18 protein-coding genes are annotated in these 26023 nt (G+C 32.6%); 16 read left to right on the forward strand and 2 right to left on the reverse strand.

Features of this window, described 5'->3' with window-relative positions; translation table 11 throughout:
• Positions 1–30 precede the first annotated feature (30 nt).
• Genes ERL59_RS01255 through ERL59_RS01295 form a run of 9 tightly spaced genes read left to right on the forward strand, consistent with a single transcriptional unit; the run spans position 31 to position 19162 of the window.
• Positions 31–1284 (forward strand): macrolide family glycosyltransferase, encoded by a 1254-nt coding sequence (locus ERL59_RS01255; protein ID WP_160643682.1) that lies wholly within the window; start codon positions 31–33, stop codon positions 1282–1284.
• A complete protein-coding gene (locus ERL59_RS01260) occupies positions 1271–4357 on the forward strand; it encodes a cyclic peptide export ABC transporter (RefSeq protein ID WP_160643684.1) in 3087 nt (1028 codons plus the stop codon). Before ERL59_RS01255 ends, ERL59_RS01260 begins: the two co-directional genes overlap by 14 nt.
• Before the next feature lie 39 nt (positions 4358–4396).
• Positions 4397–8164, forward strand: a complete 3768-nt coding sequence (locus tag ERL59_RS01265) for a non-ribosomal peptide synthetase (protein ID WP_160643686.1) — start codon at positions 4397–4399, stop codon at positions 8162–8164.
• Positions 8161–9471 carry an ACP S-malonyltransferase gene (fabD, locus tag ERL59_RS01270; protein WP_160643688.1) on the forward strand — a complete coding sequence of 437 codons (1311 nt, stop codon included), beginning with the start codon at positions 8161–8163 and terminating at the stop codon, positions 9469–9471. The genes ERL59_RS01265 and fabD overlap by 4 nt, the downstream gene beginning before the upstream one ends.
• A complete protein-coding gene (locus ERL59_RS01275) occupies positions 9452–13300 on the forward strand; it encodes a type I polyketide synthase (protein WP_160643690.1) in 3849 nt (1282 codons plus the stop codon). Before fabD ends, ERL59_RS01275 begins: the two co-directional genes overlap by 20 nt.
• Positions 13272–16631, forward strand: a complete 3360-nt coding sequence (locus tag ERL59_RS01280; RefSeq protein ID WP_160643692.1) for a beta-ketoacyl synthase N-terminal-like domain-containing protein — start codon at positions 13272–13274, stop codon at positions 16629–16631. The genes ERL59_RS01275 and ERL59_RS01280 overlap by 29 nt, the downstream gene beginning before the upstream one ends.
• On the forward strand, positions 16621–16890 hold the full coding sequence (locus ERL59_RS01285) for an acyl carrier protein (protein WP_160643694.1): 270 nt from the start codon (positions 16621–16623) through the stop codon (positions 16888–16890). The genes ERL59_RS01280 and ERL59_RS01285 overlap by 11 nt, the downstream gene beginning before the upstream one ends.
• Positions 16891–16924: 34 nt before the next feature.
• Positions 16925–18067, forward strand: coding sequence for a radical SAM/SPASM domain-containing protein (locus ERL59_RS01290; protein ID WP_160643696.1), 1143 nt, complete (start codon positions 16925–16927; stop codon positions 18065–18067).
• A 21-nt stretch (positions 18068–18088) separates the two neighbouring features.
• Entirely contained in the window at positions 18089–19162 is a 1074-nt protein-coding gene (locus tag ERL59_RS01295; RefSeq protein WP_160643698.1) for a hypothetical protein, read from the forward strand.
• Positions 19163–19246: 84 nt separating this feature from the next.
• Here the strand turns inward: ERL59_RS01295 and ERL59_RS01300 are convergent, their stop codons facing one another.
• Positions 19247–19702 carry a DinB family protein gene (locus tag ERL59_RS01300; RefSeq protein WP_160643700.1) on the reverse strand — a complete coding sequence of 152 codons (456 nt, stop codon included), beginning with the start codon at positions 19700–19702 and terminating at the stop codon, positions 19247–19249.
• 197 nt (positions 19703–19899) lie between these two features.
• On the opposite strand from ERL59_RS01300, the gene ERL59_RS01305 reads away from it, so the two are divergent.
• On the forward strand, positions 19900–20865 hold the full coding sequence (locus ERL59_RS01305) for an NAD-dependent epimerase/dehydratase family protein (protein WP_160643702.1): 966 nt from the start codon (positions 19900–19902) through the stop codon (positions 20863–20865).
• Between the two features lie 277 nt (positions 20866–21142).
• Here the strand turns inward: ERL59_RS01305 and ERL59_RS01310 are convergent, their stop codons facing one another.
• Positions 21143–21727 (reverse strand): NAD(P)H-dependent oxidoreductase, encoded by a 585-nt coding sequence (locus ERL59_RS01310; RefSeq protein WP_160643704.1) that lies wholly within the window; start codon positions 21725–21727, stop codon positions 21143–21145.
• Between the two features lie 260 nt (positions 21728–21987).
• Here ERL59_RS01310 and ERL59_RS01315 point away from each other — a divergent pair, with 260 nt between their 5' ends.
• The 6 genes from ERL59_RS01315 to ERL59_RS01340 all read left to right on the forward strand — a co-directional run bounded on the left by ERL59_RS01315 (position 21988) and on the right by ERL59_RS01340 (position 26022).
• Positions 21988–22317, forward strand: coding sequence for a winged helix-turn-helix transcriptional regulator (locus ERL59_RS01315; RefSeq protein WP_160643706.1), 330 nt, complete (start codon positions 21988–21990; stop codon positions 22315–22317).
• Between the two features lie 357 nt (positions 22318–22674).
• Positions 22675–23181, forward strand: coding sequence for an acetyl-CoA carboxylase biotin carboxyl carrier protein (gene accB / locus ERL59_RS01320; RefSeq protein WP_160643708.1), 507 nt, complete (start codon positions 22675–22677; stop codon positions 23179–23181).
• 52 nt (positions 23182–23233) lie between these two features.
• Positions 23234–24577 carry an acetyl-CoA carboxylase biotin carboxylase subunit gene (accC, locus tag ERL59_RS01325; RefSeq protein ID WP_160643711.1) on the forward strand — a complete coding sequence of 448 codons (1344 nt, stop codon included), beginning with the start codon at positions 23234–23236 and terminating at the stop codon, positions 24575–24577.
• Between the two features lie 131 nt (positions 24578–24708).
• Positions 24709–25125 carry an Asp23/Gls24 family envelope stress response protein gene (locus tag ERL59_RS01330; RefSeq protein WP_160643713.1) on the forward strand — a complete coding sequence of 139 codons (417 nt, stop codon included), beginning with the start codon at positions 24709–24711 and terminating at the stop codon, positions 25123–25125.
• 121 nt (positions 25126–25246) lie between these two features.
• Positions 25247–25780 carry an alkaline shock response membrane anchor protein AmaP gene (gene amaP / locus ERL59_RS01335; RefSeq protein WP_201763441.1) on the forward strand — a complete coding sequence of 178 codons (534 nt, stop codon included), beginning with the start codon at positions 25247–25249 and terminating at the stop codon, positions 25778–25780.
• Positions 25781–25794: 14 nt separating this feature from the next.
• Positions 25795–26022, forward strand: a complete 228-nt coding sequence (locus tag ERL59_RS01340) for a DUF2273 domain-containing protein (protein ID WP_160643715.1) — start codon at positions 25795–25797, stop codon at positions 26020–26022.
• The last annotated feature ends 1 nt before the right edge of the window (position 26023 follow it).

Here is a 26023-nt window from a genome sequence, read left to right on the forward strand (position 1 = left end):
AAGAACTAATACACATGGGAGGTGATTTTTATGTCAACGGTGATTTACTTTGGTGTGGATTTAGCAGGACATGTGAACCCAACACTTGGGTTAATGAAAAAACTTGTGGATACAGGAGAGGAGGTTTTTTATTATTGTACAGATGAGTACCGAGAGAAAATTGAAGAAACAGGAGCAAAGTTTAAAAGTTATCGAGACTTAGCTCATTTTGGTACTTATGATGGGGACGGGATTGAAACTTTCCTTGTTTTTGCTGATTTTATACTAAGCAAAAGTAAAATTATTTTGGATAACTTACTAGATGAAATTGTAGAAATTCAGCCTGATTATATCATTCATGATGCATTCTGTTATTGGGGAAAAGAAGTCTCTAATATATTAAATATTCCTGGTATTTCAGTTTTTGATAGCTTTGCATTTATTGATGAAATGGCAGATATAGACCCATCGTTTTTTATGGAAAACATACTTAGAGCTGGAGAAGATCCGCTTTATAAAAAATATAAGGGTAATACAAATATGTATAAGAAACTCATTCAAAAAGTGTCTAAAAGCATAGCTAGAAAACATAACTTACAAGATACGAATGTAATCAATGATATTTTTTTAAGCAAACAAGGTTTAAATATTTTATTCACTTCAAAACAACTACAAATTTATTCCGAAGCTTTTGATGATAGTTATTTATTTACAGGTTATTCTATTTATCATCGAAATGATGAAGTCAATTTTTCTTTTGAAAAATTGGAGGATAAACCTCTTGTTTATATTTCGTTAGGTACGATATTCAATGATAGATTAGATATGTATAAAAGCTTTATCAAAGCCTTTAGTGATGAAGATATACAGGTAATAATGTCCGTAGGACAGAAAGTAAATATAGAAGAATTGGGATATATTCCTCAAAATTTCACTGTGAAAAATGTTGTTCCTCAGCTTGAAGTCTTAAAACAGGCAGATGTTTTTATAACCCACGGCGGAGCAAATAGTGTACATGAAAGTATAAATTTCCTTGTGCCGATGGTTGTATTGCCACAAAACTTTGATCAATTTATGGGAGCTATGGCAGTGGAAAGAGTTGGGACAGGTATTTATATCAGAAATCAAGAGGAAGGTATTTCTAATATAAAGATAGCTGTGAATAAAGTTTTAACAGAAACTATTTATATGGAAAATTGCAGAGAGATTAAGGATTCGTTTAAAAAGGCAGGAGGGTTAGAAAACGCAGTTGATGAAATTTTTAAATTTGTAGGAAATAAGAGGGGGATTTATGAGAACACTTAAAATTTTTATCATATTAGTATCTCTAATGATACTTCTTATTCAAAGCAGTGTTATGGCATCTGCGATCTTTTCCGATGAACTGAGAAATGAGATAGAGGAATTCATTAATGAAAGTATGGATCAATCTGATATTCCAGGACTTTCAGTAGTGATTGTAAAAAAGGATGAAACCGTGTATCAACAAGGATTTGGTTATGCGGATGTAGAGAATCACATACCTGTAACTGATAATACATTGTTTGAATTAGGTTCTACAAGTAAAGCTTTTACAGCACTAGCCATATTGCAGTTGGAAGAACAAGGTTTGATTAGCTTAGAGGATTCTGTTACAGAGTACATCCCTTGGTTAAGCTTCAAATACAAAGGGAAGAAGGAGAATATTACTTTAAATCAGCTTTTATATCATACGAGTGGTATCCCTTTTCAGTCGATTAAAGAAATACCTGTATCAGAAAGTGATATTGCATTAGAAATGACAGTAAGAACGTTGATAGGAGAGACCTTGGATTTTAAACCTGGGGAACAATTTTTATATGCAACGATAAATTATGATGTGTTAGGTTTAGTCATACAAGAGGTTACAGGATTATCCTATGAAAATTATATGAAAAAAGAGCTGTTAGAGCCTTTACATCTAAACGATACCTATTTGTTTAGAGAGGAAGCTGGCTCTCAATTGGCGATAGGATATAAACCCAGTCTATTACGTAATGAAGCGTATGATGCTCCGATGTACAGAGGAAATACACCAGCAGGATATTTAATTTCAAATGCAAATGATATGGCGAAGTGGTTAAAAATACAACTTGGTTCAGGTTCAAATACAGTTGCTTTAAGAGAAGTTGTTGAAAAATCACATGTACCAGACCGAACCGTATCTCCAAGTCCTGATGGTTCATCTTATGCAGCAGGGTGGGCTGTATTTCAAAAAGGATCTGGAGAAATTTCACACGGGGGGAATAACCCAAATTATGCTTCTTTCATTACTTTTAGACCTGCAGATGGAATTGGAATTGCAGTATTAGGCAACCTTAATTCTAGTGATATTCAGTTTATTAGTGAAGGAATTATGAATTTGATCTTCAATAAAAAATTAGAAAGTATGGGAACAGATTTTTATCAAAGTATGGATAACGTCTCTTCAGCGGTTATTTTTATCACAATCCCAATTTTGCTGCTTGTTATATGGTTTATTGGTATAGCTATAAAACAGGTTTTAATAAAAAAAAGGAAGTTTGAAGGAAGTATTGCGAAGCTTTTTACTAGTTTAGTGCTCTTCAGTATCTTTATAGCTGGTTTCTCCTATTGTTTATATCAAATTCCTAACGTTTTATATTGGGGTTTAAATTGGGATTTTGTAAAGGTGTGGGCACCGATTAGTCTCACTATTGCAGTATTGTGTATATTCACTTCTGGAATACTATTTAGTTTGTATTACATGTTAACTTTATTCTTTCCAAAACAGGATGATAAAGGAATGCTTGTGTTAATTATGTTAAGTATCGTTAGTGGTTTTGGAAATGCACTTATTATTTTTATGGTCAATGAAGCTCTAAATCGGGGTGAAGGTTTTCAAAGCGGGTTATTTACTTATTTTGCTTTTGGAATTTTACTTTATGTTTTTGGTCAAAAATTAGTCCGCACCAAATTGATTAAAATAGCAAATCAAATGGTTTATCAAAAAAGGACAGAATTAATAGATAAACTGCTTAACACATCCTATCAAAACATAGATGCTATGGAACAAGGTAAAATTGAAGCCTCATTAAATAATGATACAGAAACAATCAGTGATTTTTCTAATATTGTCATTACAGGTGCAACGAGTTTGGTAACTTTAATTTGTTGTTTTGTTTATATGGGCATTATTAGTTTTTATGGATTATTAGCATCTATATTATTTATTTTTATCGCAGCTGGGCTTCACTTTTTCTTTGGGAGACAAGCGAATAAATTGTGGGAACAAACAAGAGATATACAAAACGTGTTTTTTAAATTTATCCGTAACTTAAATGATGGTTTTAAAGAGCTGAGATTGAATCGTGAGAAAAGAACGGATTTTAAACTGGATATGCAGAAAAGTAATCAAATGTACAAGGAAAAACGGATTCAAGGAGATGTTAAGTTTGCAAACGTCAATGTGGTTGGAGAATTGCTCTTCACCTTTGTAATCGGTGCGGTAGCCTTTATGTTCCCTATTCTTTTTATGGATTTAAAAGTGGATTCATTAAGAAGTTACGTGTTTGTTCTTTTATATATGACGGGTCCAGTTCATGGCATCTTAGGAACGATACCTAATATTTTTAGAGTTCGAATTAGCTGGAATCGTATTCAACAATTATCAAAGGAGTTGGATGTTATTCATGTGAAACAAAATCAATCCATATTTGATCCTCATGAAATCGATGACAATGTAGTCGAACTTCAACTTCGGGAGGTTGAATATACTTATCAAACAAATGAGGGTGAGACATTTAAGGTGGGGCCGATCAGTACTGCATTCAAATCAGGAGAAGTTACTTTTATAACAGGTGGGAATGGCAGTGGCAAATCTACACTTGCAAAAATAGCTACAGGATTATATGAGGTGGAACTTGGTGAGATCACGATCAATGGTATACAGGTGAGTTCGGAAAAACTAGGTGAGAAATATTCTGCTATATTTAGTGACTTTCATTTGTTTGAAAAACTATACGGTATTCAGTATGAAATGAAGAATAATGAAATCAATGAATATTTAGATCTGATGTTATTAAAGGAAAAGGTTCGTATTGAAAATGGAGTATTGAATACGGTCAAACTATCCACTGGACAAAGAAAGAGATTAGCGTTAATCATCAGTTATTTAGAGGATCGACCGATTTATCTTTTTGATGAGTGGGCGGCAGATCAAGACCCAGAATTTAGAGAATTTTTTTACAATACATTGTTACCTGAGTTAAAAAATAGAGGGAAATGTGTCATTGTGATTACACATGATGATCGATACTTTGAAACTGCTGATAAATTGATAAAAATGGAAATGGGGAAAATCGTTCAATCAGAAAGGCTTCAATTTAGTGAGTCAAGTTAATAAAAAACTAAACAATTAACATAGAATGGAGGGAAAATGTTGAGTGGGAATAAAAAAATTGATAAAGAGAATATTGACAATATTTTAGCGTTATCTCCTACACAGGAAGGGATGTTATTTCACTATTTAAAAAATAAAGAGAAAAATGAATATTTTCAACAGTTAAGCTTACATTTATCAGGGGAAATCTGTGTAGAAAGGATTCAAAAATCATGGCAACATGTAACGGAGACAAACGAAATGTTGCGAACGATTTTTAGATGGGCAAAATTAAAACACTCTGTACAAATTGTATTAAAATATGTAGAAGTTCCTTTTAGAGTTGTAGATTATTCAAATTATACAGTAAAGGAACAAGCGCAACTGCTTCAAGAATTAAAAGAGCAGGATAAACAAAAGGGTGTGGATATTGAAACATCCCCATTTAGAGTGATTGTTTGTTTGTTAGCTGAAAATCGTTGTGAGATGATCATTACTTGGCATCATATACTGTTTGATGGGTGGAGTAATAGTATTCTAATCAATGAATTTATGAATGCTTACAAAGATTTTTATGTTGGTCATCAGCCTTTACAATATAACAAAACCAAATTTAAAGAGTTTATCTCATGGCACAAAAATCAGGAAAAATACAAACAAAAGTTATATTGGGAAAGTTATTTCATTGATTTTGAGCAATATTCATCTTTACCCTATGATGTTGAGCATGTTCAGGTGAGTAGCCAAAATGATATTGTATTCACTTCTTTAACTACTTTAGAAACCGAAAAAATAAATAATTTCACAAAGCAAAACGACATCACACTAGCCTCACTTTTTTACACAGCATGGGGGATTTTGCTGCAAAAATATAATCAAACAAATGATGTTATTTTTGGGACAACGGTGTCAGGAAGAACTCATTTCACAAAAGCGATTGAGGATGAGATGGTAGGTTTGTTTATTCATACTATACCGTTACGCGTACATTCAAAATATAGTGATACAGTAAAAGATGTGATTCATTTTGTAGATCGATCCTTGCAACTGAGAAGTGAATATGAAAATACGTCTCTAGTTGATATAGAACAATATGCTGGATTCAATACTGAACAACCTCTATTTCAATCTATTGTTGTATTGGAAAATTACCCACTTGATATAAGTAATCAAAAAGATAGTTTGTTAAAGATTGATGGATACGACATAGTTGAAACGACTAATTTTGATCTGACATTAGGTCTAAAAACGTTCAGTGATTTATTTGAGATAGAATTTTCTTATGATACGAATAAATTTTCAAAGCAAATGATTCAAAGAATGGGAGGGCATTTCACTTTCATATTAAAACAAATCATCCATCATCCAGAATTAAAACTTAGTGAGTTAGAACTTGTTACATCAATTGAAAAAGAGCAGATTCTTAATTCTTTTAACCCCTTAATAGTTAAAGATAGTAAGATAGATTTGATTCATTTGATGTTTGAAAAACAAGTAGAAAAATCACCAAATCAAATTGCTGTTGTTTTTGATGGTATACAGTATACCTATAAAGAGATTAATGAAAAAGCAAATCAATTGGCTAGATATTTAAGAAAAAAAGGGATTTCATCCAATGATCGAGTTGCCATAACAATTGAAAGATCGGCTTATTTAATCATCTCTACATTGGGGGTTTTAAAAGTTGGGGCAACCTATATTCCAATAGATGAAAACTTCTCTAGTGAAAGAATTTCTTATATTTTAAAGGATAGTCAAGCAGAGGTGTGGATTACTCAATCTGGAATGGAGGAAGAAATAAAATTTGATGGTTTAGTTTTTCATGTATATGATGAAGACATTTATAAGGGTAATGCTGCTAATCTACAAAACACTTATCATATGACAAATATTGCTTATATCATATACACTTCTGGTTCAACCGGAAATCCAAAAGGAGTAAAGGTGACACAAACAAATTTATCAAATTATGTGGAAGCTTTTCAGCGTGAATTTAATCTGACTAGAAATGACGTGATACTTCAGCAGTCTTCATTTTCATTTGATCAATTTGTTGAGGAAGTTTTCCCTATTTTATTAAATGGTGGCAGCATAGTAATGGCACGTAAATTAGAAGTTATGGACATGAGAACACTACTACAATTGATTCATGATCACCACATTAGCATTATTTCTTGTTCTCCATTGTTATTAAATGAGTTAAATAAACAACAAGGTTTGGAAAAAGTACATACATTTATTAGCGGTGGAGATATTCTGAAATATGAATTCTTTTCTAATTTAGTAATCAATTCTAAAGTGTACAACACTTATGGACCAACGGAAGCCACAGTTTGTGCAACATATTACCAATGTGGGATGGATAGTTTGAAAAATATACCGATTGGTCGTCCTATTCATAATTACAATGTGTATATTTTAGATGAGTTGAATCATCTAATGCCAATAGGTGTTAATGGTGAAATTTGTATTACGGGGCATGGTATTGCATCCGGTTATGTAAATCATGAACAATTAACTAACGAAAAATTTAGAATGGATCCGTTTCAATCTCACTTACGAATGTATAAAACAGGAGATATGGGAAAATGGCTGCCAGATGGAACTATTCAATATCTTGGTAGAAACGATGAGCAGATCAAAATAAGAGGTTTTAGAATTGAACTTGGAGAAATTGAATTTAACCTTCGTTCACATTATGCAGTGGAGGAAGCGTTCATTCTTGCTGTAGATGATGTCTATGGACAGAAACAAATCGCTGCGTATGTCAAATTAATCGAAGAAGTAGATTCAATTGAATTTAAAAATTTTTTAAGTGAGAAACTGCCTCATTATATGATTCCTTCTTCTTTTTATACAATCGATAAAATTCCAAAAACGAACAATGGTAAATTAGATAAAAAACAATTAATGCAATGTAAAGATCGTTTAAACGAAGAAATTTTGGATGATGAAAGTTTCATAAGTGAATCTGAACAGAAGATCAAACAGCTATGGAAGGAAGTATTGGAAGTTGAGAAGGTTGGCATTCATGATCAATTTTTTGATATAGGTGGGAATTCGATTTTGCTCATGCAAGTGCATTCCCAACTTGAAAAACGTTTTAACTGGGAATTAAACATCGTTGATTTATTTAATCACCCAACCATTGCAAAACTAGCAAAATTTATTGATCATAAACACCAAGAAATAGATGTAGTAGGTATATTAAACTTTCAAAAACTTCCTAGTAATTATTTTCATATGAATAATATGCAAGCTAGTGGGATGAATCGAGTTCATTATCGTATAGAATCTGACTTGGTTAAATCCATGCGCTTGATAGCGAGTGATCATCAAGTAAATCTATTGGATATTTTATTAGCCATGTATCTTTATATGTTCACAGAAGTATCTGTTGAAAAAATAGCTCAAGTGCAATATTTAAAAGAATATGGGGAGGAAGTAATCCCGCTAAAGATAGAATTACATAAACTAGGGGGTTTTAATCAATTATTTCAAGCAGTGAATAAGTTAAGACGTGGTGTTGGTGAAACCTATACTTTGAACGCCATCCATCATTTAACGTTAAAAAAGAAGAAGAATTTCATCTTACCATTTATTCACTTTAATACAGATATATCGATAGATGCGAAATTTTTAGAAATTTTTGAAATCTCATGTTGCGTGGAAGTAGATGAGAAAACAGACACGCTAACCTTAACCTTTACATTTAATGATAGAAAGCTCAAAAAAGATAAGATGAGTTTTTTGATAAAAGCTTACGTGAACCTTTTAAAGCAGCTGGTCAAAAACACGGTTTCATCTAAAAAGGAGCATTCGATATGAAAAATTTAGCACTGATATTTCCTGGACAAGGATCACAATACGTCGGTATGGGTAAAGAATTAGTGGAACATTATGATACTGCTAGAAGTGTATTTGAAGAAGCAAATGATGTATTAAAAATGGATATAAAAAAGCTTTGTGTTGAGGGAGATATGCAAGAGTTAACAAAAACAGAATATACACAACCTGCTTTGTTGACTTTAAGTGTAGCTGCTTATCGTGTGTTTGAGGAAGAAATGGGTATACAGCCTGCTTATGCTGCTGGTCATAGTTTAGGAGAGTTTTCAGCATTAACCTGTGCGGGAGTGATTTCATTTACTGATGCAATTCAGCTTGTTAGAAAAAGAGGGTTATTCATGAAAGAAGCCTCAGAAAAAGGCAGTGGTTTGATGTGTGCTGTAATAGGATTAGATAAAAAGGAAATAGAAGATGTGTGCAATCAAGTTTCCTCAACAGATTATTTTGCAGTTATCTCTAACTATAATGCGCCTGAGCAAATTGTGATTTCGGGTCACCGTCAAGAAGTGCAAAAAGCAGCTGATTTGTTGAAGAAAAAGGGAGCTCGAATATCTGTTTTAAAAGTTAGTGCACCTTTCCACAGCCCATTAATGAAAACAGCCGCAATCAAATTACAATTGGAATTGAATAAATATAACTATGGAACGTTTAAATGGCCTATCCTTTCGAATGTGACAGCACAGCCTTATTCTAATTCTAAAGATGTCATTGGAAATTTAACAACTCAAATGTTTTCACCTGTGAAATGGGATGAGTCGGTATTGTATCTTTCTCAACAAGGCATAAATACAGCCATAGAGGTTGGTCCTAAAAAAATATTAACAAATTTGATGCGTTACAATGACAGTCAATTCATAAGTTATCCATTTGAAAAATTAGTAGATATTCAAAAAGTGAAAGAAGAGTTAGAAGCGGATATAGAGAAGGAGAAAAGTAACACAATAGTAAAAAATGTTGTGACGAAATGTCTCGCAGCTGCTGTTTGTACAAGAAATCGGAATTGGGATCAAACATTATATGAAGAGGGAGTCATAAAACCTTATCAAAAAATCCAACAGATACAGGACGAGCTTGATGAAAGTGGAGAATTACCTAGTTTGAATCAGATGAGTGAAGCTTTACTTTTGTTAAAAACGATCTTTGATACGAAAGGAACATCGATGGAGGAACAACAAGAACGTTTTCATGAAATTTTACAAGATTCAGAAACCGAATCGTTATTAAATGAATTTGTTCAATCTTCCATACTTCGTCTTGGAGGTGAGAATGTTGGATTTCAGCTCAATTAAGTTAGATGAAATGTCCTACGATGAAGAGTTAGATATTCAATCAGAGGAAATGATTGAACAGGATATTGCAATTATTGGATTATCGTTTAAATTGCCTCAAGCAGATACGAAAGAAACGTTCTTGAACAATCTAAGACATGGCGTTGATTCTGTGAGAGAAATTCCTGTTGCAAGAAAAAAAGATACAGATTTATATTTCAAACATCGTAACCAGGATGTAAATAAGGTTCAATATGGGGAAGCAGCCTATTTAGATGAAGTTGATCAATTTGATTATTCATTTTTTAAACTATCACCAAAAGAAGCTAGCCTAATGGATCCCAATCAGAGAATTTTTTTGCAAACCGCATGGAATGCCCTAGAAGATGCTGGTTATACAGAAGAACAATTAAATGGAAGTCGCACGGCCGTTTATTTAGGATATGGTTCTGATTCAGATTATAAAAACATGATCCATCAAATGGAACCAGATGCAGTTTCATTATCTATGCCTGGAAATGTAAAACCGATTATTGCGAGTAGACTTTCCTATATTTTAAATTTAAAAGGTTCCAGCTTAACTGTAGATACGACGTGCTCCTCATCTTTAGTTGCAGTACATCTAGCATGTCAAGCAATTCTAAACGGCGAATGTGATATGGCGGTTACAGGAGGTATTCAATTGCATTTAGTACCTGTTAGAGATTTTGAGGTTGGTGTAGAATCTTCAACATCAAGAACAAGAGCATTTGATGATAGTTCGGATGGTACAGGGACTGGTGAAGGTACAGTGGTTATGGTTTTAAAAAAATTGAATCAAGCCTTGGAAGATAGAGACCATATTTATGCCGTTATTAAATCAAGTGCGATGAATCAGGATGGTAGTTCAGTAGGGATTACGGCACCCAATGCAGAGGCACAAACAAACGTGATTATGGAAGCATGGGAAAAAGGGGGAATTGATCCAGAATCCATTTCTTATATCGAAGCACATGGAACTGGGACAAAACTAGGAGACCCTATTGAAATCCAAGGCATTCAAAGCGCTTTTAGACAATATACAGACAAAAAGCAGTTTTGTGCGATAAGTTCAATAAAGAGCAACATAGGGCACTTAGATAGTACGGCAGGAATCACAGGTTTGTTAAAAGCTGTTTTATCTTTAAAGATGAAGGAGTTGTTTCCAACGTTACATTTTAATCGTCCTAATCGGCAAATCTCCTTTGAATCATCCCCTGTTTACATCCTAGATCGATGGAGTAAATGGGAAGTAGGCAATAATGAGGTACGAAGATGTGGAGTAAGCTCTTTTGGAATTAGTGGAACAAATTGTCATGTTGTATTAGAGGAAGCTCCTGAAATGGGGACTGAAATACAAAGTGATTTAGATGATAAAACAGAAATTTTTGTACTCTCAGCAAAAACAAAATATTCATTGAATCTTTTAATAACCAATTATATACAATTTTTAAAAAACAACAAACAAATTTATATCAGAGACGTGAGTTATACGTTGTGTATGGCTAGAAATCACTATAGTGAACGGATTGCATTAATAGTACGTGATATAGAGGATTTAATAGAGCAGTTGTCAGCATTAGATTTAGGGTTATCAAAGGCACCATTTGATTCTAGTCTTAATAAAAGTGAATTGCATCAATTATTAGAACATACATTAGATTATCAACCCACTAAAAAGGAAGAATTTAGTTTAAGAGAAATTGCAAAAATGTATATCGATGGTAAGGATATCCCATGGAGTAAGTTATTTTATGAAAAAAGAAATAAAATAAGTTTGCCCACATACCCATTTGAATTACAGAGATGTTGGTTTAATTTTCCCAAAGAGGATGAATATCATCATGAAAATGTTTATTATCAAACAATTTGGGAGAAAGCACCACTTATTATTAAAAAAGAGGTAAGCCCAATAAATCGAACTTATTTAGTTTTAAAAGATAAAATGGGGCTTGGAGATCAAATTTGTGAAAAACTGAAGAATAAAGGACATCAAGTCATTGAAGTAGACATAGGAGCACAATTTAATTGTGAAAATGGGTCAAGTTACACGATAAAAGCTACATTGGAAGAAGATTATGTTAAGTTATTGCAACAATTGAAAACTGTGAATATCACACATATCCTCCATATGGTTTCGATTTCAGAAACAAAGAAAAATTCAAACTTGTGCCAATTAGAAACAAAGTTAAACAATGGGGTTTATAGTTTGTTTTATTTAACTAAAGCGCTGGTGAAAAATCAGATGTTTAATCCGATTGAGATCTTAACGATATCCAAATTTGCAAATGATGTTAACAAGGAACAACAGACGGTGATCCCAGAGAATACTGCTCTTTTTGGATTAGGCAAGATCATTGGTTGGGAATATAAAAATGTAAAAGTAAGATGCATTGATATTGATCAACATACAAAGGTTAAATCACTTGTAAATGAGTTGCTTACACATTCAAATGAATATAAAGTAGCGTATCGTAGTCAGGAAAGATATGTTGAACGATTGGATGTTTTAAAACTACCAAAAGAAGTTGAAAAGTCAATAACATTGAAAACAACAGGTGTATATATCATTTCAGGTGGTTTAGGTGGAATTGGTCTCAACATAGCAAAACATTTAGCTATAAAAGAGAATGTAAATATTGCGATGCTCCAACGTTCCAGACTGCCTGAACGTGATTTGTGGGAAGCTATATTAAAAGAAAATACTAATAAAAAGTTATGTGCCAAATTGAGAGGGATACAGGAAATAGAAAGTACAGGTTCCAAAGTAATTTGTTTTGATGTAGATGTATCTAATGAACGAGCGTTAAAAAATACAATTGAAAATCTAAAACAACAATTTAACAACATTAATGGGGTTATTCATGCTGCTGGAATCGGAGAAGGAAACTTATTAGGTGAATTAACAAAACAACAATTTACAAGGGTGATAGAATCTAAAGTTCATGGAACGGTTTTATTAGATCAATTATTAGTAGAAGAACAGTTAGACTTTTTTATCCTTTTTTCCTCTGCTATTACATTAGTTGGTGGTGTTGGTTCAGGTCCTTATAATGTTGCAAACACATATTTAGATGGTTATGCATCTTATAGAAACCTTAATAATCTAGGACATACAATGGTGATTAACTGGCCTTCGTGGCAAAATACAGGACTTGCTGAAGGAGACGATATTGAAGAAGATAAGGAATTATTTAAAGTGTTGTCAGTAAATCAAGGACTTAGCATTTTTGATCGTCTTTTAAATGAAAAAATAAAGCAGGTTTATATTGGAGATTTAAACGTAGGTAGTAAGTTGTACCAACTTGGGGATGTGCTCCCTTTTAAATGTACACCAGAGTTGCTAGAAAAACTAAACATAGAAGACAAAATAAACGTTATTGAAATAGAGAGTAAGTTACAGCCTTGCCACCCATCACTCAAATTAAAAGGGAAAGAAGAAAACCATTACACTGAAATAGAAAAAAAGATCGCTGGAATCTGGGTACAAATATTAGGATATGAGGAACTTGATGTGAACGATAACTTTTTTGAAATTGGAGGGGACTCCATATTGATTACAAAAGTACATGCACTGGTGGAACAATCGTTTCAAATACAAGTTACGGTAGCAGATCTATTTTCTTATCCTACTATAGCAAAGTTGTCCGAATATATGATGAGTTTAAAGGGACAATCATGTGAGGTTTCAGGTGCTGAATTTAGTTTGGACGAAGATATTTTATCGTTGTTTTCTCAAATTGAAACAGGAAAGTTAACGATTGAAGATGCAGTATCCGAATTTCGTACTTTGGAGGTATATAATGGAAAATTTATCTCGAAAAATATTTGAAAAAGTTTCTAAAGGAAGAATGGACAAAGAAACCGCTTTGGAACTGCTGAAGTCTATTAAATTAGAAGGGATGAATGAAAAAGTAAACGACGATATAGCCATTATTGGATGTTCCGTTCAAATGCCTCAAGCTAAAAATTTAGAACAATTCTGGGATTTGATTACACATAAAAAAGAAGTTATTAAAAAATTTCCGAGAGAGAGACAGAAGGACTGTTTAGGTTTTATCAAAGAGTTTACTAGTTTAGAAAAACAGGACATTCAATTTAGCCATGGCGGGTACTTGGATGATGTGGATCAGTTCGATTATTCCTTTTTTAACTTGTCACCCAAAGAAGCAGCCTTAATGGATCCTAATCAAAGGTTGTTCTTAGAGAGTGCATGGCAATGTATTGAAGATGCAGGTTATGGAGGTAAGAGAATTACAGGAAGTAAAACAGGCGTATATCTTGGATATGCGGATTGGCCTGTTTATGGTCAATATATATCTAAAAAGCAACCTTCAAACATAAGCATTGCTAGTGCTGGAAATACTCCATCTTTAATTGCTAGTCGAATTGCATATATGTTGGATTTAAAAGGGCCTGCATTTCTAGTAGATACAGCATGTTCTTCTTCATTAGTAGCTGTTCATTTAGCTTGTATGGCATTGAAAAACAACGAGTGTGATATGGCGATAACTGGCGGAGTAAAGGTGTGTCTCATGCCATTAGATGGAGTTTATGAAATTGGTATTGAATCTTCCAGATATAATACGAGTACTTTTGATGACCGAGCAGACGGTACAGTGTGGGGCGAAGGTACAGTATCCTTGTTGTTGAAACCTTTGCAAAAGGCTGTGAAGGACCGGGATCATATTTATGCTGTCATCAAGGGAAGTGCTTCTAACCAAGATGGTTCCTCTGTAGGTATTACGGCTCCAAATGCTGCTGCACAGGAACAAGTTTTATTGGAAGCTTGGAAGAATGCAGGGATTCACCCTGAAACGATCGGTTATATAGAAGCTCATGGTACTGGAACGAAATTAGGTGATCCAATTGAAATGGATGGGATTCAGAGAGCTTTTAGACATTCCACAAATAAAAAGCAGTTTTGTGCAATTGGCTCAGTGAAAACAAATATTGGGCACTTGGATAGTGCTTCGGGTATAGCAGGATTAGTGAAAGGAATTGCGGCATTAAAATACAAACAATTGCCCCCTACTCTTAATTTTGATAGACCAAACCGAAATATTGCTTTTGAAGTTTCTCCCATTTATGTGAATGATAGATTAACAGAATGGGAGAAAGAAGATTTTCCAAGAAGATGTGGAGTAAGTTCTTTTGGTTTTAGCGGTACAAATTGCCATGTAGTCTTAGAAGAGGCTCCCTTCATAACTAAACAGAATATAACAAAAACACAATTTAATGAAATGAATAAATTTCATTTGCTTGTTTTATCCGCAAAAAGTCAGTCTGCTTTAAAGGAATTAATCTTTAAGTATCTAGATGAGGTAGCTCTTAGTGAAAACGATATTAAAGATATTTGTTATACGTCAAATACAGGTAGAGCACATTATCAATATAGATTGGCATTGATAGCTAGTAACAAAAAGGATTTACTGCAAAAGTTAGATTTCTTATCTAGTATTGAATTACAAGAATTGCAAAATGAAGAGATTTATTTTGGTAGTTTCCGAATTGTTGCTAGTCAAAAGCAACAGACCAATGGAGATCATACTTCTATTTCTGAAAAAAGGAAGCTTGATGAGCAAGCTGTAGAGTTGTTAAATCATGATTTTCAAAATGATGATATAAAAATACTTCGGCACTTATGTTTTTTGTATGTCAAGGGAGCGGACATTGATTGGTCATTATTATACAGGACTCAACAAAGAAGGAAAGTGCCTGTACCACTTTATCCTTTTCAAAAAAAAAGGTGTTGGATAAGTACTAATATACTTGATGATGCCAGTGATGATCAACGAATTTCATTGGATTGTCATGATCACCCTGATGATCAAGTAGAGATAGAAGAGATAAGTATAAAAGATATCGTTTTAATAGGATTGCAAGATGGAACTTATACTTCTTTACAGAAAAAGATAGCGCATGTTTGGGCAAACATTTTAGGAATGAAAGAAATAAATATCAACGATGATTTCTTTGAAATTGGTGGAAATTCCATATTGTCTATCAAAATGGAGGTAGATTTAGAAAAGAAATACGATCTTCAGCTAACTTCAGATGAAATATATGAATATAGAAGTATTAAGGAGATTGCTAGCTATCTTAATGGTGCTGAAATCTCAATAGAACCGATGGAACCTTTTAATGATTTATATTATAGAAGTTGTTTTTATAATTCAATGTTTCCAATTGTAAATCATGTAGGCGGAGATATGATGTTCTTCTTATTAAACGATATGATTATTTACGAGTATGAAAAAGATAAAAGGGTCGAAAAGTTTAGTATTCAATACGCTGAAGCAAAGCCATTGAATCAAATTTTTGATGAGGTAGGGTTACATGTGAAATATAGATTCCACAACAACAATATTGTGGAAGAACTAAAGCAGTGTATTTCTGATGGGAAACCTGCAGTGATATGGGTAGATGCCTTTTATGAATCGATAAGAAAAGATACTTACCAAAAACAGCACTTAGATCACACGATTCTTGTTTACGGATTTAATGAAAAAGAACAACTGTTTCATATTATTGAACATGATCGCAGAGAAAATTTAACCTATCAAAAGTGTAAAATTCCATTTTCTGATATAGAAGAAGGTTGTAAAGCATTTTCTGAACATTTTGCAAAGGAAAATGGAATTACACCTACTCATTATATTTTTGAGCGAAAATCCGATAATGACTATACTCAACAAAACAGTAGCAAAAAGCTTTATCAAACCATATTTTTAAATAATTTATTAACCTATAAAGATAAAATCTATGAAAGTTTAGAAGTCATCAATCTGTTTAGCCACAGTTTTAAACATAAAACTTCTTCAGAAGCACATTTAAGGAGAAATTTGGATGAACTAATAGAGTTTTTAAATGATATTCTCAATGCAAAACAGGTTGAAAAATATAGATTTACAAAGTTATTTCATGAAGGCAGTGAGGTTATATACCGATTGGAGCAAATAATTAGAAAGTGGGATTTTATTCGTAAAGGAGTTGTAAGGTTTATGTATTTACCTGTATATAAATCGGAAAGTTTTACTTTGTGTTACGAGAAGCTCACTGAACTAGCAACGGATGAAAAGCAATTATTTGAATTATTACGTGTTGAATTAGAACAAACCATAATACAAAGACAAATGAGGGGGAAAAAAGATGTCTATTGATATAAAAGAAAAAGTATTAAACATGTTGAAGGAAAATCTTGAAGTAAGTGAAGAGGTAGATATAGATCAATTAGGTTTTGATGATGATTTATCTGTGTTAGGAGTTAATTCTATGACATTTATAAAACTGGTTATTGCTGCGGAGATGGAGTTTGGTATGACATGGGATGATGAAGAATTGGATTTTAGTAATTTTTCAACGATAAACAATATTATTAACTATATTTCAAGTTCAACAGAAAACCAGACTTTAGGATAAAAAATTCTAAAAAGTGAAAGAAGGGAATGGAATTATGTTAACAAAAGCAGGGGATTTAGGTGATAAAAAACTACTAGAACACGTACAGAATTTAACTCCAAAATTGAAACAAATTACGATTTTTGCATCGGATTTATGTAATTATAGATGTTCATTTTGTCATATATGGGGTGAGACAGGTTGGGCATTAAAAGAACCACAAAGGGTAATCAAAGAGCAATTAGATATTGATGTCATTAAAAAATTTATGGATCAAGTGTTGGAAGCAAATCCCAAAATAGGTGTTATAATTACGGGTGGTGAACCTATGTTGTATAAAAGTTTTACAGAATTAGTCGAGTATTTAAGAAGTAAAAAGGTAACGATTTACTTGCTTACTAACGGTTCATTGATCAAGAACAAAATCGATTTAATTTTAAATAATGTGGTGGCTTTAAATATCTCTATTGATGGACCCGAGGAATATCATGATTCTATTAGAGGCAAGGGCAGTTTCCAGCAAATATGTGAAAATATTGAGCTCCTCATTAAAGAGAAAAAGAAAAGGAAAAGAATGTTTCCTTTTATTAATATCAATATGACACTTTCTAAATACAATTATCAAAGTGCCAAACCGTTTTTATCATCGCTTAGAGATCGGTTTAGTAATGAAAAAATCATCCTTCATGATACCATGAATCCATGGGTAAAACCTAGAGATCTTTCTGTAAATTTTTGGCCCCTATTATTTACAACACGTGAGAAAGGTAAGCAGTATGCGATAGAGATGAAGGAATTGCTAGATTGTGACGTTTCCCCTGCATGGGAAGGATTTGTCGAGGAACCTATTGGTATTGATACAATACGTTTAAAAAATGACCTAGAAGAGATTTGGGAGACTGAAGGAGTAGACAGTTCAAATTTTGTAGATGTAGAAGAGTATTTTAATAATATAGAGAATGTTTTTGGTAGATCTAAGTGTCTCGCTCCATGGCATGAGCTCATCATTCGCAGAACAGGGGATGTATATCCTTGTGTTGATTTTCCAGACTATAAACTTGGAAATATTCACGAATCATCATTTGAAGAAATCTGGACTGGGGACAAGGTTACGAAATTTAGAGAGGTATTAAAAACCCAAAATTTAAATGTATGCAATCGTTGTACTCGTTTATTTGCTGATAAAGAGTCCTATTGATTACATGATGAGGTGAGAGGAATGAATCGTTATATGAAAAAAAGTTTGGAAGTTAAATATCCTGTAATCACTGCTTATCCTAGGCATGCTTACAATTTAGCTATTATTGGTACAATGGAAAATTCTTCTCCTTGGATATTTTCTAATTATTTGCAGCTAAGATGCCATACAAAATCTTTGCATGATAAATTTATATATGCAGATTGGTTTGAATTTGATTCGTATAACCCAATGTTAGATGACAATCCATTATTATATTATCAAATTATTTATAGAGATCTTATACTAAAATATAGAGAAAATATTGTTGATTTTACGATAGAGTGGATAAACGAAGGGTATTATTTTTGTACACATTTAAATGAACTCCACGTTCCAAATACGAGAGCTTATCAATTTAGAGATTTTCCACATAGCAATCTAATTTTTGGTTACGACAAAGATCAGTCTAATTTTGATATTGCTTACTTTGATAAGGATGGCAAGCTTGCTTTTGGTAAGATCGGTTTTGAGGATTATTCAAATGCGTTTCATACGCTTGAAGTCTCGCAAGATTATTTAAAATATAACTATTTAGTGAAACCAAGAGATATATTTGAATTTAAGTATGACATTAAAATGAATTTGCAATCATTCAAAGATTATATTAATGGATCGAGGCCAGTAGATTTACATTATGATAGATATCGAATGTTTGGAATGGATGTGAAGGAATTTGATTTTGGGATGGATGTGTATGCAAATTTAATTACCTATACAACCTATTTAGAGACATCGGATATTGTTTATGATATACGTCCCTTTCATATTTTATTTGAGCATAAAAGTTGTTTGAAAAATCATTTATTGTATATGAAAAAATTGAATTTATTAGAGAATTACGAATTATTGGAAAACATGATGGGTGAAGTTGAAGATAAAACGAAGAAATTAAGGAATCTTTTTTTAAAAATTGCTTTTTTTCATTTGCAAACGGAAATTACAGATCTAAAAGGAATTGAAAAGATTAGAGAGAGACTCATTAATTTAAAAGATGTAGAGGTTGCATTTTTTGAAAGTTTAATAGAGCAGTTATCAAAGAGTGTGAGAGTTTAATTACGAGCACTGTAAAGTGCTCTTTTTTTGACATAACGGATAGCCCTGTGACACCTCTAAATTTCACGAGTTTCTCTCTTATTATTAACTATTTAGAAAGTTGTCAATTTGTTTCATATGGTGTCTATCATGTACTACTGTTCCGTTAAAATAACTAATTAAATCAAGCTCTGTATCATTTATTTTAAAATTTGAATATAGCTCTTTTTCAGTTTTTTGTTCAAGTATAGAAACAATTTTTTGTCTGAAGTCTATTAAGTTATCAATAATTTCATCAAAAGGATTGGAGTGTGAATACTCTGAGGCTTTACTATTCATCTCATTTACATTTATATTGCTTTTCAAGCTAACATTTGGAACCATGAAAGGCATTCTTTCCTCTAGTATATAACGATCCCAGAACATTAAGTGGCTTATGATTTCTGCTATTGACCATTTGTCTTTGGCAGTGGGTTGATAGATTGTTTCTTTTTCGAGTCTGTTTAAATTTAATACCCAATCATTTAACTGTAGTAATTCATTTACTAGATCTTTTTTCATTTTTAATTGTTCCCCCCTTAACTAACAATATTACGTTCATTTAGTACTTCAATTTTTATAGACGGAACAGATATGGCTATTTTAGATGACTTATTTAAATAGTAAAACCTTACAAAGGATAGAGTTTTCAAAGTATTAGATATTGGTTCATTTATATTATAATAAAAGTGTATTCAAAAAGGTAGGGAGTGATGTCATTGAATAGAGTACTAGTTATGGGAGGTACAGAGTTTGTAGGTAAATCCTTGGTAAAAGGTTTGATTTCAAAAGGTTATATAGTAGATTTCTTAACTAGGGGTAATAAAAAGGTGAATTTCAGAGGTTTCCATAAACATATTATTTGTGATCGAAAAAATCAGAACACATTAAAAGGTACTTTAGAAAATTATATATATGATTATATATTTGATGTATCTGCCTATACACGCGAAGATGTACATTTTTTATTACAATCTATAAACAAGTCAAAGTTAAAAAGATACGTTTTTATTAGTTCAGCTGCAGTATATTCACCATCTAACGAATATCTATATGAGAATAGTGAGCGAGGGAATAATCCTCACTGGGGAATCTATGGAGAAGATAAAAAGAAAGCAGAAGACTATCTATTTGAGAAGCATCAAAAAGATGAACTACCTATTGTCATTTTTAGACCTTCGTATATTTATGGTAAAGGAAATAATTTATACCGAGAATCATACTTTTTTCACAGATTGATGAGTGAACAGCCATTGCCTGTTCCTAATACAGATCAATCTAAGGTGCAATTTATTCATATTAATGACATAGTAGATATTACCATTCAGTCAATTACAAATGATAAAACAATCGGGGAAGCATTCAATTTAACTCACCCTAGACAATTAAACTGGATGGAGTTAGGATCTATAATTCAAAACATAATTTCAAAGGGAAGAGTGATGAGTATTAATCGGGAAGTTATAGACTTGTTGAATGTAAAAGATAGAGATTTCTTCCCATTTAGAGATGTCCCTCTGCTGTTAAATACCGCTAAATTAAAAGAGGATTTATTACTACCTCGTATTGATATAGAAGAAGGATTAAAATTAAGTTACGAATGGTTTTTAAAGCAAGATTTAAAGCCGAGGTTTCATGAGTTTGAACAGTTAGAAAGGGTTACGAGATATTGTTTAGAAAGATAAAGGATAGTCTCTATTAAATTGTCATCAATTTTAAAAAAACTCACTATAATTTTTAAAAAACTTTATAGAGAGGGAGGAAAAGTGGTCTTATATAAAGAAAATAAACTTCCATGAAGTAAATAGAGGTATCTAATGGTCTTATTAAGACTACTAAATACCTCAAAAAAATGTTAAGACTCCTTAATGTTAAGCTTACCTACTACACAGACTTTTTTTAAGAATCCCATAGGGTGTGATTAGGTATAGGATGTGACTATCGGAAGTTGGCAAAGGTAAATTAAAACTTTTCGTTAATCAATTTTTCCACTTCAACAAGCATTTCTTTTCTAGTTGCATCATCTACAGTTGGAACTGCACCGAAAAATTGGTGATGTAGTGGTTCTATTCCAACGAAATCTAAAATTCCTGTATCAGTAGTTTGTTTCAAAGAATTAGTCATACCTACTTGATCATAAAATTCAGTTGGAGCACCTGTTGTATTAATAATTAATCCTTTTTTCCCTGTTAAATGTTTCACGTATCCACCTTGTTCATCAACTGAATAAGCAAATCCGTAAGCGAATACTCTGTCGATGTAACCTTTTAATATTGCTGGCAAACCAGTCCACCAAATTGGATATATGAAAGTAATAACATCAGCATTTTTTATGTGTTCTTGTTCAGCTTGAATATCACTCGGCATATTTCCTGATTGGAATGTTTCAAAGTCACTCCCACTTAGAACAGGTTCAAACCCTAAAGCGTAAAGATCCCTAACTTCCACTTCATGTCCTTTATTTTTTAATGTATTTACTATTGTTTCCTTTATAGCATTGTTAAAACTTCGAGGATTTGGATGAGCATAAACAATTAAATGTTTCATGATAAAATCTTCTCTCCTTCATTTTTAATTTTGAATTTAATGCTTCCAATTAAAGTAACTTATGGTTTAAAATAATAATATACTTAATTACTAATAGCAAGTATGTACTTTAATGTTATATACTATCATTAAAGTTAGTATGAGGTGAATTTTTGGTGTGATATCTGAGTATGGTAGTATTAATTAAGGTAATTTTTTATTGAAATCATTTAAACTATTGAATTCTAAAGATTATATTTACTAGTTATATGAGGTGACCGATGGGTAATTTTAAGATCAATGATAAAACTTTTGGGTGTCCTGTGGACTTAACTCTAAATACAATTATGGGAAAGTGGAAAGCAGTTATACTATACAATCTTATGAGTGGCAAAAAAAGATTTGGAGAGCTTCAAAAGTTAATGCCGGATGTCACAGATCGAGTATTAACAAAACAATTAAGAGAATTAGAAATGGATGGAATCATAACACGTAAAGTGTATCCTGTTGTACCTCCTAAGGTAGAATATAGTTTAACTGAAAGAGGAAAATCGATTAAACCTATATTAGATGCTATGTCAGAGTGGGGATCAAAATTCAAAGTAAATTAAATATAACCAGAAATCAATTCATAGATGTTCTAATTATTGGTTTGTGCTATAATACTATCATTGTTATACATGTACATCCTTTTAAGAGGCAGTTCAAAAAGTACACTTTTGATCACAAAGTGGAACTAAGTAGTAATTTTGACATCGAACTTTGTGTCACATTTTGAAGTCTGATACTCATGTAACCATTCACTATACTTGCTACACCCCAAAAAGTGAAGTATTACTTTGAAGTGTAGTCCAAATACTTTTCGGGGACCCCGAAAAACATTGGCTTCTGCATGTTCACACAAATTTCTCGCTGTTGAAAACTGAACTTTTTGAAAACGTACTTTTAGAATTTTAAGGAGTGAAAAAATGTTTAAATTAAATGAAATTAAAGAATTAGTTAGACTTGTAGATAAATCTACACTTCAAGAACTTGAAATTGAAAATGAAGGTGCTCGATTGTTAATACGCAAACCAGCAACAAACACAGAAGTTATCCCACAAATCGTACATCAAACCCCTGTAGTATCTCAACCAGTTATCCAAGAAGTCCCTCAAAACATACAAACATCAGCTGTTGAAGAGCAGACTGTTGAAGTAAATCAATCAAATCAAATTGAAGAACAAGATGCAAATTTACATAAAATCACTTCTCCAATGGTAGGAACATTTTACATTGCTCCCTCCCCAGGTGCAGATCCTTTTATAAAAAAAGGTGATAAAGTGACAAACGATACCGTAGTATGTATTGTTGAAGCAATGAAACTTATGAATGAGATAGAAGCTGAAATTAAAGGTGAAATCGTAGAAGTATTAGTAGAAGATGGTCATTTGGTTGAATTTGGTCAGCCGTTATTTTTAGTAAAATCAGAATAATGGCATTGTTATTATTTATTTCTATGAAGACATCGTTTGGGAGGATATAGTAATGAAGTTTCAAAAGGTTCTAATAGCTAACCGTGGTGAAATAGCCGTTCGGATTATTCGTGCATGTCATGAGATGGGGATTCAAACCGTTGCAATATATTCTGAAGCCGATAAAGATTCTTTACATGTTCGGTTGTCCGATGAGGCTTATTGTATTGGTCCCACTTTATCAAAGGACAGTTATTTGAATTTAACAAATATTATGAGTATTGCAACTTTAACTGGAGCAGATGCAATTCATCCAGGGTATGGTTTTTTAGCAGAAAACGCTGATTTTGCTGAAATTTGTGAATCATGTAATATCACTTTTATTGGTCCGTCACCCGAAGCTATCACAAAGATGGGGGATAAAGCAGTAGCAAAAGAAACAATGAAAAATGCGTCTGTTCCAGTTATTCCTGGAACAGACGGGCTCATTGAAGATATTGATGATGCTGTTATGATCAGTAGAGATATAGGATATCCTGTACTTATAAAAGCAACTGCAGGTGGTGGTGGTAAGGGTATCCGAATTGCCGAAGATGAAGAGATGCTTATTCATCAGATTAAAGCAGCCCAACTAGAAGCTGAAAAAGCCTTTGGTAATGCAGGTGTATATTTAGAGAAATTTTTAACAGGTATGAAACATGTAGAAATTCAAGTCATTGCAGATAAACATGGGAACGTAGTTCATCTTGGCGAAAGGGATTGTTCTATACAACGAAGAAGGCAAAAATTGATAGAAGAAGCACCTTGTCCTGTTTTGACACCTGAAATTCGTAAAGAAATGGGAGAAGCTGCTGTGCGTGCTGCAAAAGCAGTTCAGTATTCAGGAGCAGGTACACTCGAGTTTTTACTAGGACCAGATGGGAAATTTTATTTCATGGAAATGAATACAAGAATTCAAGTGGAACATCCTGTTACTGAGATGGTCACAAGTATTGATTTGATTAAAGAAATGATCTCTGTAGCAGAGGGAAAACATTTATCTTTTACTCAAGAAGATGTAGAAATTCAAGGGTGGTCTATTGAATGTCGTATTAATGCAGAAAACCCTGATAAAAACTTTATGCCTTCGGCAGGGCAAATCCAATTCTATTTACCTCCAGGTGGTTTAGGTGTAAGAGTAGATAGTGCAGCATATCCTGGATATATTATATCTCCACACTATGATTCAATGATTGCAAAATTGATTGTTTGGGGAAAAACTAGGGAAGAAGCAATTGAAAGAATGAAGAGAGCACTATCGGAATTTACGATAGAAGGTATTCATACTACAATTCCATTCCATTTAAAACTACTTTCCAATGATAAATTTCTTCAAGGGGATTTCGATATTAAGTTTTTAGAGGAAAACGAAGTATAGAATATACTTAAGCTCCCAGTTTGTCATAATATTTGTATGGTGTTATATTATAGTAGTAAGTGTAAAGTCTTGGGAGAAAATATAATTTTAATTTGAAAATTTACGCGTGAAAATAAGAGGAGGTAATGTTGATGAATACAGTCGCTCTTGATTATGAGAAGACTGAAATGGGTCATATTCAAATTGCACCTGAAGTTGTTGAAGTCATTGCTGGTTTGGCAACGGTTGAGATTGAAGGTGTGGCAGGAATGAGCGGTGGTTTCGCAGGTGGAATCGCAGAGCTTCTTGGAAGGAAAAATCTATCAAAGGGTGTAAAGGTTGAGGTTGGTGAGAAAGAAGCAGCGGTTGATGTATCTATTATTGTTGAATATGGATACAGAATACCAGATGTTTCTCATGAAATTCAACAAAATGTAAAGAATGGTATAGAATCTATGACTGGTCTTCAGGTTGTAGAAGTAAATGTACATATTCATGATGTGCATATTACTCAGGAAGAAAAAGTTAAAAATGAGATTGAAGAAATGAAACCACAACGCGTAAAATAATTTCAATGATTATAAATGACAATAGACCCCCTCACATTAGCAGGGGGTTTAATTTTAAAGAGAATACATAGTAGTTCATGTCCAAAAAGTTCAGTTAAATGAGAAAGGAGTATGATCTATCTTGAAAATCTTAGATCGATTATTATTGTTTCTATATAGTATTTTTGTTACTATAGTTTCTTTATCTGTTGTAATACAAATGATCCAAACAGGTGATATTAATATTCCTTATTTAAATGATACGGAAGAAATTATATTATATGCATCAGTTGCTGTTGTAGTACTTATTAGTATTCGTTTTTTATATATTACTTTACGTTCCAATCGTTCTACAAAACCTAGCATAGATCAACGAAACGATTATGGAGATATAAAAATTTCAATGGAGACGATTGAGCAGATTGCATTAAAGGCTGCTGCTAGAGTTAAAGGAACAAAGGATACAAAAGCAAAAATTAACGCAAGCCAATCCGGAATTGAAGTGAAAATAAAAACTTATGTTGATGGTGAAACTCCTATTCCAAAGCTAACTGAAGAAATCCAACAAAATGTGAATGATTACATTGAAGATGTAACAGGAATCCCTGTTTCTAATGTCTCTGTTTTAGTAGTTAATATCTTTCAATCTAATACTTTTAAAAGTAGAGTAGAGTAAAGGGGGAGCTCCCGATGTGGAAAGATTTATGGGAACGGCACCCAGGAAAATTGATTGGGCCAATGATTGGAGTTTTTTTTGGTATCATATATTTATTTGTAGGTTTTTGGGATACATTCATTTTTTCACTTATTGTTTTTATTGGATTTTATATCGGTAGAAAAGTGGATTCAAAAGAAAAATGGGAATTTTTTATAAATATAAAATTACGATTATCAAAATTTTTAGATCGTTATCGATAAA

Origin of the sequence: Chengkuizengella marina (genome assembly GCF_009910845.1) — a bacterium.
In the GTDB taxonomy this organism is placed as follows: Bacteria; Bacillota; Bacilli; order Paenibacillales; family KCTC-33759; genus Chengkuizengella; species Chengkuizengella marina.

What these genes read in the sequence shown, in the direction of transcription:
- ERL59_RS01255 (WP_160643682.1), top strand. Translation starts at nt 31, where the DNA reads ATGTCAACGGTGATTTACTTTGGTGTGGATTTAGCAGGACATGTGAAC.
- ERL59_RS01260 (WP_160643684.1), top strand. Translation starts at nt 1,271, where the DNA reads ATGAGAACACTTAAAATTTTTATCATATTAGTATCTCTAATGATACTT.
- fabD (WP_160643688.1), top strand. Translation starts at nt 8,161, where the DNA reads ATGAAAAATTTAGCACTGATATTTCCTGGACAAGGATCACAATACGTC.
- ERL59_RS01280 (WP_160643692.1), top strand. Translation starts at nt 13,272, where the DNA reads ATGGAAAATTTATCTCGAAAAATATTTGAAAAAGTTTCTAAAGGAAGA.
- ERL59_RS01285 (WP_160643694.1), top strand. Translation starts at nt 16,621, where the DNA reads ATGTCTATTGATATAAAAGAAAAAGTATTAAACATGTTGAAGGAAAAT.
- ERL59_RS01290 (WP_160643696.1), top strand. Translation starts at nt 16,925, where the DNA reads ATGTTAACAAAAGCAGGGGATTTAGGTGATAAAAAACTACTAGAACAC.
- ERL59_RS01295 (WP_160643698.1), top strand. Translation starts at nt 18,089, where the DNA reads ATGAATCGTTATATGAAAAAAAGTTTGGAAGTTAAATATCCTGTAATC.
- ERL59_RS01300 (WP_160643700.1), bottom strand. Translation starts at nt 19,702, where the DNA reads ATGAAAAAAGATCTAGTAAATGAATTACTACAGTTAAATGATTGGGTA.
- ERL59_RS01310 (WP_160643704.1), bottom strand. Translation starts at nt 21,727, where the DNA reads ATGAAACATTTAATTGTTTATGCTCATCCAAATCCTCGAAGTTTTAAC.
- ERL59_RS01315 (WP_160643706.1), top strand. Translation starts at nt 21,988, where the DNA reads ATGGGTAATTTTAAGATCAATGATAAAACTTTTGGGTGTCCTGTGGAC.
- accB (WP_160643708.1), top strand. Translation starts at nt 22,675, where the DNA reads ATGTTTAAATTAAATGAAATTAAAGAATTAGTTAGACTTGTAGATAAA.
- accC (WP_160643711.1), top strand. Translation starts at nt 23,234, where the DNA reads ATGAAGTTTCAAAAGGTTCTAATAGCTAACCGTGGTGAAATAGCCGTT.
- ERL59_RS01330 (WP_160643713.1), top strand. Translation starts at nt 24,709, where the DNA reads ATGAATACAGTCGCTCTTGATTATGAGAAGACTGAAATGGGTCATATT.
- ERL59_RS01340 (WP_160643715.1), top strand. Translation starts at nt 25,795, where the DNA reads ATGTGGAAAGATTTATGGGAACGGCACCCAGGAAAATTGATTGGGCCA.